Raw genomic sequence first — 9,948 nt, 5'->3', positions numbered from 1 at the left:
GACCCCACCCCTGGGACCAAACATCGTAGCGCTCGCCACCCACCCTCATCATCAAAGGAATCAACCATGTTGAAGCTGAGCCAGCCTAAGACCGAAGCGACCTGGATCGACCTCATGGAAGGCGTTCGCCTCCAGATCCGCCCTCCGTCGATCGCCCAGATCCTGCTCAGCCGCGAGGCTGCCGGCAAGGCGTACCTCGAAGAGCGTGAAGCGGGGTTGCTGGACGAGGCCAGCGACCTCCGCGCCACGACCGCGATGGTGATCCGGTACGCCCGTGCCGTCATCGCTGACTGGTCCGGCATCGGTGACGTGAACGGTGACCCTGCGCCGGTCACCCCGGAGAACATCGACGCCCTGATGGCCCGTTGGGACGCTTACGAACGCTTCGACCAGATCGTGTTCACCCCGACCCTCAACGCGAACGCGGCCCAGGCGGTTGGGGCCGCAGCCTGACACCGACCACATAGAGGAGGCGGACCATGGCCAATAACATCGCAATCCGCCTCGGCGTAGAGGGTGGAGCAGACGTAAGGCGGGCATTCGAAGATGCCGGCGGCGCCGGCCGGCAGGCGTTCGACGGGGTTGCAGCCTCGATGGACAAGGCCGGGGTGGCAAGCGACCGCCTCGCTCAGAAGACCCGCGAAGCGCAAGCCGCGGCTCGTGCGGTGCAGGCGGCGGCGAGCGCATCGGCTACGACCGGCCCCACCTCAGGCTCCGGCCAGCCGGCGAACGCGCCCGGCTTCAGCCCCGCATCCCTCCGGATGGCTGAGCGGGTGCGGGCGGAGGTGGACGCTGAGTATGCCCGCCAGATCAAGCTGGCTCGCACCGAAACGGGCATCAACACCGGGTATCGAGCCGGGAGATACGACGACGCGGAGCGCGATCGCCTGCGCGCCCTGGCAACCGACAAGTACGGGTCAGCGGCCAATCAGAACAGGCGCCTTCGTCAGGATGAAGCCACCAACCTGATGTATCAGGGTGGCGACATCGTGGCCCAGCTCGGCAGCGGGTCGGGTCTCGGCATGATCGCTCTGCAACAGGGCCCGCAGGTCGCGCAGATTTTCGCGGGTCCGGGCGGCGCCAGTATCAAGGGCGCTGCGGCGCAGGCGAGCGAGGCGGTGTCAAGCTTCGTCTCTCGCATCGGTCTCGTCGGCGGCGCTATCGGCGCCACCACGGCGGCGGTCATCACCGGAGCGGCCGCATATGCCAGCTACCGCTCTCAGCAGCACGAGGTGGAGATTGCCACCTCCGGCATTGGTCGGGCGTCTGGCGCCACTGTCGGCGCGATCAACGCCATCGCCGAGGCGCAAGCCGGGGCTGCGGGCATCTCGCGTAGCGCCGCCCGCGATCTCCAGGCGCAGTTCGCAGGCACCGGCCAGATCGGCACGGAGATGTACGCCGGCCTGCTCGCCAGCGTGCGCGATTATGCGACCGCGACCCGTCAGGATCTGCCGGAGGCCGGCGCTGCGCTCGCCGAAGTGTTCGGCAACGGTGATCTTGCGAGGGGCGCACAGACCCTCAATGCGCAACTAGGCTTCCTCGACGACGCGACGCTCCAGACCATCACTCGCCTCCAGGCACAGGGTGACCGCCTCGGCGCGCAAAAAGTGCTTCTGGACGCCTATTCCGGCAGCGTCGCGGGCGCCACGCAGAAGCTCGGGTTCTTCGCCAGGCAGTGGCAGGACTTCAAGACCACCACCAGCAACGAAATCGACGGAATCGGTCGGTTCATCGACCGGGGCCTCGGAGGCGGTGACGCCGAAGCCCGCCTCAAGACGCTCCAGGCGCAGCTGAAGCGCAACGAGGGCTCGAGGGGCGCGCTTGGAGGGCTTCTCGACCCGCTGTTCAACTATGACGCGGGCGTCATCAAAGAACAGATCGCGAAGGTCCAGGCCGAGATCGACAAGGCCACCAAGGAGGGCGGGCAGACGCAGGCCAACCAGCGCTCGTTTGCGGTCGGCAACCTCGTCCGGTCCCTCAACCCGGAGCGGGAGGAGCTGAAGAAGCTCACCAGCGAGGGCGTACTCCTCCGCAAGGCCATCACCGATCCGATCGCCTGGGGCTTGAAGACCGACCAGATCGACGCCGCCCGGCGCGCCTTTGGCGACGTGAGCACGGTGGTGAAGAACCTTGTCGAGGACATGGACAAGTTCGGCAGCCGGGCCGTCGCCGCGCTCAATCGGACGGCCGACTTCAACCTGAAGACGGTCGGCTACGCTCCCGGGGCGCAGGCCGTGGCGGCGACGAACGACAAATACGACCAGCTCCTCCGCGACGCTAAGGAGGCCGACCGGGCCGGCATCGAGACGGCCCGTCAGAAAGAGCTGGAGACCCTTCGGCAGACTTCGCTGCTTCAGCCCGGCAACTACTCCACCAGCGTTCGCGACATACCGGAGCAGTACCGGGACCGCGTGTCGTCGGCGGCGAACAGTGCTGGTATCGACGCCAGCCTCCTCGCGTCCGTGTTCCGCCAGGAGAGCCGCTTCCGACCGGAGGTCATCGACGGCAGCAAGCTCAGCCCCAAGGGCGCAGCCGGGCCCTTCCAGTTCATGCCGGGGACGGCGGCGCAGTACGGCGTGAACCCGCTCGATTTCGCCAGCGCGGCCAACGGTGCAGCGCGCCTTATCCGCGACCGTCTGAAGGCTCGCAACGGTGACGTCGCCCTTGCCCTGGCCGATTACAACTGGGGTCAGGGCAACGTCGATAGCGTGGGCGGCGACCCCGCCCGATTCCCGAAGGAAACACGCAAGTACATCTCCGATGTGACCCGGCAGACGCCCGGCCTTACCGAGCGGGTACAGGATCTCGATGCGAACGCCCGTGCGGTTCAGCTGGCCACCGACAACCTGAAGGCCAACACCGAGCTCTACGGGGTCAACGGCCAGAAGCTCGAGGCCACCACCCGCGCCAACGACATGCTCTCGCAGCAGATGGCGCGGGGCATCCCGGTCACGGATTCGCTGCGGGCCAGCATCCTGCAGTTCGCCAACGACACCGCGAGCGCGGCGCAGAAGCAGCGCCTTGTCCAGTTCGCGGGCGACAGCACGTTCGAGCGAGAGCAGCTGGGCCGGTCCACCGGTGAGCAATCGGCCTATGCGAACGCGCGGCGGGTCGTCGGCGACACGTCCAGCGACGCGGCCCGTGCGGTCATCGAAACCGTCCGCATGAACGACACCTTGCGGGAGACGAAGAGCATCGCGACCGACGCGTTCGGGGGCCTGCTCACCGACCTGCGCCAGGGCCGGGACATCATCGGGTCTATCTCGAACCTCACCGGGCGATGGGCCGACAAGCTGCTCACGACGGCGGCGGACAAGTCAATTTCGGCTCTCTTCGCCGGCGGCAGCGGCACGGCCAGCGGCGGTATCGCATCCATGCTCGCCAGCGCGAAGTCGTTCCTCGGCTTCGACCAGGGCGGCTACACCGGGCCCGGAGCCCGCCTGGAGGCCGCCGGCATCGTCCACAAGGGCGAGTTGGTTTGGTCCCAGGACGATATCCGCAAGGTCGGCGGCGTCGCCAACGCCGAGGCTCTGCGGAAAGGCTTCCGAGGCTACGATCTCGGCGGCTTCGTTGGCGACATGCCAGGGCGTCCCGTGTTCCCGAGCGGTGGCACGGGTAAGCCCGCCCTCTTCATCGGAGCCGCCGCATGACCGCCAACGCCATGTTCGTGGTGGAGGACGGCATCGTCGTGTTCTCGGACGGTGCTGCCTATGACGAGACGGGCACCGTCCGCCAGATCCACGACAAGCAGCTCATCCGCGTCGACATCGACACCGTCATCACCTGCTCAAGCAGCGGTTCGGGCCTGTCCCTGCTCAATCTCGCCATGAGTTCGGATGCGCCGCGGGGCTTTGATGACGTAGCGGACCAGATGCCCGGATGGTCGCGGGAAGTGCATGCCATGATGATGGCGGCGTTTCCGGAGCGCGGCGAGACCGAGAACTGGGCCATGTACCTCTGTGGCGGGTGGTCGGAGCGCGCACAGGCGTGGAAGGCGTTCTTCATCATCACCATGCCAGGGTCGTTGCTGGGGATGCAGTGTGAGGCGCACACGCCCGTGCCGCTCGTTTCTTACACCAAGCCGGCGGCGTCCGCCGAAGCCCTCGAGAAGGTCGGGCTGCCGACTGATCTGCGAGCCCTGACCGGGCCGATCGATCCTCACGATCTCGGCCTCCGACTGATGATGGCCCTGCGCCACACGGAGCAAACCGAGATCCATGGGCCGGGATCGCGCTCCGGCTACATCGTCGGCGGATTCCTGCAGCACACCCATCTCAGGCGGGGCCGGGCCGAGACGCGGATCGCCTATCGCTGGCCGGACGAGATCGGCCGTCCCATCGATCCCTCGGGCGACCCGCCCTTTACGATCGAATATGGCACCGCGCCGGCCTCGGCGATGGAGGCTGCGGAATGAACATCGTCCAACGCGCGAAGGCCAACGTCGTGATTGCCACCCTCCGGATGAGGTGCGGCGACGCGGAGGTGTTCGAGGTTCTGCAATCGATCGCCAGAACCGATGCGGACTTCGTGGCGAAGCAGACCGCGCCGACGGTGATAGGGGTGCCTGCGAGCCGTGAGGCCGAGGATATCGTGGAGCGAGCCCTCGAAGGCTACATTCGGGACCGGACGGATGGCTTCCGCCGGGACGGGGCCGATGAGAGCGCGACGAACGCCTATAGCCTGGCGTTCGTACTGGCCTTCCACGACGCCATTGACGAGGCGGTGGCTCAGGCTATCGGAGCGCCGGCTAAGACCCCATCCGGCTTGCCTGCGATACGCTAGCCGTGCTGAAAGTCGGACACGTGGAACTTGCTCTGGTTTGTCATCATCTCCAATACCGCGCTAGCAGCCGGCGCTATTGAGTTCCCGACGAAAGAGGCTTGCGAGGCTGCCGGGCAGGAAATGCAGCGCGTAGCCTTGCGTGCCCAGGAGCCGACGACAGCCCGCGTGCCGTTGGCCGCTACATCATGCATTCAGAGGGCGACCGGCAAGCCGTAGGGGGCAGACTGGCTCACATGTTAGGCGGTCATCCTCATTAGACGAGGAACTGCGATCCAGGCACGACCGCTATCATCCTTGCTATCCCAGCCCACGATCGCCGCCACCGCCTCCACTTTGGGATGCACCAGTGCACACTCACGCTGCAAGAGTGTTAAATTGGATGGAGCAGAAATTGCCACCGATGCCCCTTTAAACAGCAAATTTGCAGTGTTCAGAAGGCAGCTCGCGTCGGGGATATCCGTCCTGCATAGTTAGCCACCTGCGTTAAGTTGCGACAGGGCAACACCTGCTTGGAACCTCTCTGGCATTCACGATTCCGAGTTGCCCCCAGGAACCCGCTCAGACAAAGTCATTTTGCGCCGGAAGCGATGAAGGTGCGAGCGAACGAGTTCAAGCGGGCGGTCAGCGCTCGTCAAGTCAAAATCAAAGATGACGCCGTAGGGGGCCAAAGAGCTCTCCCCAGTAGTTGTCTGTCCCTCGGGTCTCGAAGCTTTTGGAGATATCAATGAAGCTCTTGAAGAGCTCGCTCCTCGGTACCGCCGCAGCCTTTGCGTCGGTCGCTGGAGCACACGCAGCCGACCTTCCCGTGAAGAAGGCCGTGCCGATCGAATACGTCCGCGTCTGCTCCGCCTACGGTGCCGGCTTCTTCTACATCCCCGGCACGGATACCTGCATCCGCCTCTCGGGTCGCGCCCGCCTCGACATCGGCTACCAGCCCACCTCGTCGCGATCTTCTCTTGGGAACGCAGGCGACACGACCGGCTATATCGGTCTCGCCCGCATCAACGTCGATGCTCGCACCCAGACGGCCTACGGCACCCTGCGCGCCTTCACCCGTATCCAGTTCGCCTCGCGCACCGGAGCAGTTGGCGGCCTCCGGTCCGGCACCCAGGAGCGCATCGGCTCGGCCTTCGGCGCCACCGGCCAGGATCAGTCCGGCCGCGCCCAGCAGTTCGTGAACACCGATAAGGCGTTCATCCAGTTCGCTGGCCTCACCGCCGGTCGCGCCTCCTCGTTCTTCGACTTTTACGCGCACGATTTCGAAATTACGGGCGCTACAGCCAACTCCGACGTCCAGTCCACCAACCTGTTGGCCTACTCGGCCAAGTTCGGCGAAGGCTTCTCCGCCACGGTCTCGCTCGAAGATCCGACATTCCGTCGTAACACCATCTACTCTCAGGAATCGACTACCGTCGGCGCACCGTCTCGCGTGCTGCTCGGAACAGACGCGTTCGGAAATCCGGCCTTCACGACGGTTGACGTTTCGCAGCGCAACCGTATGCCCGACTTTGTCGGCGTTCTGCGTTACGACGCAGCCTGGGGCTCAGCGCAGCTCTCCGCTGCTGTAAAAGAGCTTAACACGAGCAATGTCGCTAATGCAGCGACCGTCATTGGAGTACCGAATGGCGGGCTCTTTGGTGTAAATAACGTTGGTCCGGCATCACGCGCGACGAGTGATTACGGCTGGGCAGTACAAGGCGGCGTGAAGATCAACATGCCGTTCATTTCCCCCGGCGACACTCTTTACCTTCAGGGCGCTTACGGTGAGGGAGCAACCCTTTACACTGGCTACTCGTCCTATAACGGCAGCTATGCTTCTCGCGTTAGCACCATCAGCGCAGCGGCATTCGACCCTTATATGTCTGATGCTACGTACAACCCCCTGACTGGCAAGATCGAAACCTCTACCAGCTTTACGGTTGTCGGTTCGTTCCTTCACTACTGGTCGCCTGAGTGGCGTTCGGCCGTGTTCGGCAGCTATGGCGAAATTAACTTCGCTCGCGGTGCCCGGGAGGCCAATGCCGCAGCCTATGCCGGTTCTACTTTTGCTGGCAACGCAAGCACGAATAACTTCGTTGGTGCTCCCGGTACCCGCTCTTTTGCGCTTAGCCCCACCCTGCGCGACAATTACCAGTTCGTTGCAGGCGGTAGCTTGATCTGGTCGCCGGTGAAGGATCTCGATATCGGCGTAGAGGGCTTCTACACGAGGGTTGGCGTTAAGAGCGGTCGCGTGATCGATCAGTACAATAACGGCAATCTGAGCGCTGTAGCCATCAATGCAGGAGCGGCAGTCCGCACCGTTACGTATGATGACACCTTCCAGGTCCGCGCCCGCGTACAGCGCGACTTCTAAGCTTACCCTCTAAACTAAGAACTGGCGCTCAATTGACTGTGCGCCCATTCTTCGAGAATACGCGAGAGCGTACTTGTTGGCCCGGCTAATCAGCCGGGCCTTTTTGTTTCAATAGCTACTAGAATCTGCCCTCGCTTGAACCGACTGGTGATGCTGGCGCTATGTCTATCCTGAGGTGGGAAGTACGACTCTGAGCGCCGCGCAATGGACTGAGCTGGAACCCTTAGGCTCCGGACTCATAACCAATAGCTGACGGTTGCAGCGATGCAGACGGCGGCGAGATAGTGGGTTGCGAGCCTGTCGTATCGTGTGGCGATGCGACGGAAGTCCTTGATGCGGCCGAACATGCGCTCGATGGCACTGCGGCCCTTGTAGAGGACTGGCGAGAAGCACGGCTTCCAGCGCCGGTTGGACTTTGGCGGGATGTTGGGAGCGGCTCCCGTCGCCTCGATCTGCCGGCGGATGGCATCGCTGTCGTAGCCTTTGTCGGCGAGCAGGATACGGCACCGGGGCGAACGCTCGAGGAGCAAGGCTCCTACCTTGCAGTCCGCGACCTGTCCGCCTGTCAGCAGGAAAGCGAGCGGGCGGCAGAACCGGTCGGTGAGCGTATGGATTTTGGTCGTGCGCCCGCCGCGCGAGCGGCCGATGGCCTGATTGTGCTCCCCCCCTTTCCGCCGGATGCGCAGCGATGCGCCTTCACGGCCGAGGAATCGATGGGCACCTGCGAGGGTGGACCGCCAGCCTTGGCCAGGGTCTCGAACAGATGGGTCCAGACGCCCTTGGCCGCCCAGCGCCTGAACCGGTTGTAGAGCGTCTTCTTCGGACCATAAACCTCGCGAGGTGCATCCGCCCAACGCCCGCCCGACTTCAGCACGTGGATGATGCCGCTGATCACCCGACGGTCATCGACGCGCTCCTTGCCTCGCGTATCTGTCGGTAAGTGCGGCTCAATCTTCGCAAACTGTGCGTCCGTCAGCCAAAACTCGTCCATCCGCTCCTCCTTCCCGACAAAGGAATCACAGACACTCCTGCCAAGCCAAATTTATGGGTCCGGAGCCTAGTTGAGACCTGCCGGCCCAAAGCCCATCCACGACCAGCGGACCTGCAGCGCGCGATCTTAGCGACCCTCTGACGGGGCCAAGTGGTGTGCTATTCCTGAGGATCGGGGACCCATGTAGCGGGCAGCTCAGATGTTCGCTGACGCGGCCTTCGGGCTATCCGCTAGTTCCGTGCCGGCGTCTGGGGCGGCTGCTCGGCCGTGTGCAGGAGCGGGGCGTCCAGCGGGGCATCGTGCTCCTTGACGGTACGAACGCGCGCGCTCATCGATCAGCGGCGGGTGTCGCCAAAAGGAAAGATCTGGGCCTGAGCGAGATGCTAGTGAAACACTTGGCCGCTCACGTGTGAGCTATGGCACCAAGGCCTTCGTGATCGCGGACGAGCTAGCTCGCGCCATCGCTTTCCTCTGGCGCCCAGTGAGGCACATGAACTGCTTCACGCAGTCCCCTCGTTCGCTCAGCGGCCATGTGTACCCGAATGGGGTGTCGGAGACCGTGGCTACACCAGCAATGCCCTTCATGAGAACATCTGGAAGATGAACGCATGGCGGGCGATCCCGCCCTAGCACCACGAAGCGCCCGTTGCCTTCTGGAGCTGGATCTCCAACAACCGCTACCAAGTTGGACGGCTCTGCGACAAGATCGAGGCGTGATGCGCCACCTGCTACGAAGGGGCCGGCCTCAGCTTCGCCGACGTCCTTCGCTTCGTCGCAGCCCTCGACTGAATCAAGCCGTGACACTTCGTAAGCATCGCGGACATTTATTCCAGCTTTGCATTTGCTCTCACTCCAAGCCGCTTCCGCATTTGACCATCCTCAAAAAGCATGGCCTGGCGATTAGGCTGCGGCTCGCCAGTCGGAGCAAAAAGAACCTTCGGCGCATCGCCCCCGAATAGAATCAGTCCAACATTGTCCAGCCCCAGCTCATCTCTCATGTTCTTGAGATGCTCCGTCGGTGTCCACCCGGACAAGCACCAGTAATATCTAGCAAAGAAGCTTGCTTCAACTGCGGCTTTTAATACTGCTTTGGTTGCCAAGTGAAGATTCACATCCCCATAAAACCGCAACCCTTCAAAAGCGGCTAGCCGAAACCGGCTGCCTTCATGGAATCCGACAACAAAGTTAGGATGCGCGTATGGATAGCGTCCCGGCCAGGTCTTCAACGGTTGGACCCCCGTTATCCGTTTGCCTCCCAATAGATCCTTGAGCATTTCCTGGTCAGACAAAGCATCAAACAAACCTTGTATGAACATACGAGACGAGTGATGGCCCGCGCTCATTGAGGAAATTTTGCTACCCTCATCATGCCGAAGCTGTTCATAAACTTGCTGCAGATCTCTCCACGTCATCGACTCTGTGCCGCGAATTATTTCAAGCGCTTTATTTGGATTTGCTTTTGCAATACGCGCTACAACCTCTAGATTTGACATTGGCCAATTTAGAGCATGATCCGGTGCTTTGTTTGCAGCTATAAAAGATTCTAATTTGGCATATGTTCGCTGTGCCGTTCTTAGTTGGTTGGTGGTGTATCCAGTCAGTTGAGCCGCTACTTCGATCCAGGGCCTACCATGCACGTCTAGAGAACTTGGTCCGGTCAAATCACCTAGTGCCTTTACGATTTGTGGCCATGGCACCTCCCGTGACCGCGCATCCGTTAGTACCTGCACGGGGTGGTTTGAAGCCATTATCGTCTCCGCTGTATCGCCAGCTTGAGGTCTACCAGACTGCGAAACAAATTTGTCTGAGCGATACGAAACAC

At 62.6% G+C, this 9,948-nt stretch carries 7 protein-coding genes and 1 pseudogene; 6 read left to right on the top strand and 2 right to left on the bottom strand.

Annotated features, from left to right (window positions below; genetic code table 11):
* Positions 1-66: 66 nt before the first annotated feature.
* From FPV16_RS14780 to FPV16_RS14760, 5 genes are all read left to right on the top strand, one after another.
* The gene (locus FPV16_RS14780; RefSeq protein ID WP_227439154.1) at positions 67-453 is read left to right on the top strand and encodes a hypothetical protein; all 387 of its coding nucleotides are present in this window, start codon (positions 67-69) and stop codon (positions 451-453) included.
* Between the two features lie 26 nt (positions 454-479).
* Positions 480-3,650, top strand: coding sequence for a phage tail length tape measure family protein (locus FPV16_RS14775; protein WP_227439153.1), 3,171 nt, complete (start codon positions 480-482; stop codon positions 3,648-3,650).
* Entirely contained in the window at positions 3,647-4,414 is a 768-nt protein-coding gene (locus tag FPV16_RS14770) for a hypothetical protein (RefSeq protein WP_227439152.1), read from the top strand. The genes FPV16_RS14775 and FPV16_RS14770 overlap by 4 nt, the downstream gene beginning before the upstream one ends.
* Complete coding sequence (locus FPV16_RS14765) at positions 4,411-4,782, top strand: hypothetical protein (protein WP_227439151.1); 372 nt, start codon at positions 4,411-4,413, stop codon at positions 4,780-4,782. Before FPV16_RS14770 ends, FPV16_RS14765 begins: the two co-directional genes overlap by 4 nt.
* A gap of 724 nt (positions 4,783-5,506) precedes the next feature.
* The gene (locus tag FPV16_RS14760; RefSeq protein WP_227439150.1) at positions 5,507-7,135 is read left to right on the top strand and encodes a porin; all 1,629 of its coding nucleotides are present in this window, start codon (positions 5,507-5,509) and stop codon (positions 7,133-7,135) included.
* Positions 7,136-7,371: 236 nt separating this feature from the next.
* Here the strand turns inward: FPV16_RS14760 and FPV16_RS14755 are convergent.
* A protein-coding gene (locus tag FPV16_RS14755; protein ID WP_227439149.1) for an IS5 family transposase occupies positions 7,372-8,126 on the bottom strand; the annotation gives its coding sequence in 2 pieces (ribosomal slippage) (positions 7,372-7,794 and positions 7,797-8,126; 753 coding nt in all).
* A gap of 24 nt (positions 8,127-8,150) precedes the next feature.
* Here FPV16_RS14755 and FPV16_RS14750 point away from each other — a divergent pair.
* Positions 8,151-8,915: pseudogene (locus tag FPV16_RS14750) on the top strand (IS5/IS1182 family transposase).
* A gap of 35 nt (positions 8,916-8,950) precedes the next feature.
* Here the strand turns inward: FPV16_RS14750 and FPV16_RS14745 are convergent.
* A complete protein-coding gene (locus tag FPV16_RS14745; protein WP_227439148.1) occupies positions 8,951-9,874 on the bottom strand; it encodes a hypothetical protein in 924 nt (307 codons plus the stop codon).
* Positions 9,875-9,948: the final 74 nt, after the last annotated feature.

Origin of the sequence: Methylobacterium sp. W2 (genome assembly GCF_020662345.1) — a bacterium.
Lineage (GTDB): Bacteria > Pseudomonadota > Alphaproteobacteria > Rhizobiales > Beijerinckiaceae > Methylobacterium.
Note: the sequence above shows the minus strand (reverse complement) of the source record. Positions and strands in the feature narration are given on the sequence as shown.

Coding starts and splice junctions, on each gene's coding strand:
- FPV16_RS14780 (WP_227439154.1), top strand. CDS start 67: ATGTTGAAGCTGAGCCAGCCTAAGACCGAAGCGACCTGGATCGACCTC.
- FPV16_RS14775 (WP_227439153.1), top strand. CDS start 480: ATGGCCAATAACATCGCAATCCGCCTCGGCGTAGAGGGTGGAGCAGAC.
- FPV16_RS14770 (WP_227439152.1), top strand. CDS start 3,647: ATGACCGCCAACGCCATGTTCGTGGTGGAGGACGGCATCGTCGTGTTC.
- FPV16_RS14765 (WP_227439151.1), top strand. CDS start 4,411: ATGAACATCGTCCAACGCGCGAAGGCCAACGTCGTGATTGCCACCCTC.
- FPV16_RS14760 (WP_227439150.1), top strand. CDS start 5,507: ATGAAGCTCTTGAAGAGCTCGCTCCTCGGTACCGCCGCAGCCTTTGCG.
- FPV16_RS14745 (WP_227439148.1), bottom strand. CDS start 9,874: ATGGCTTCAAACCACCCCGTGCAGGTACTAACGGATGCGCGGTCACGG.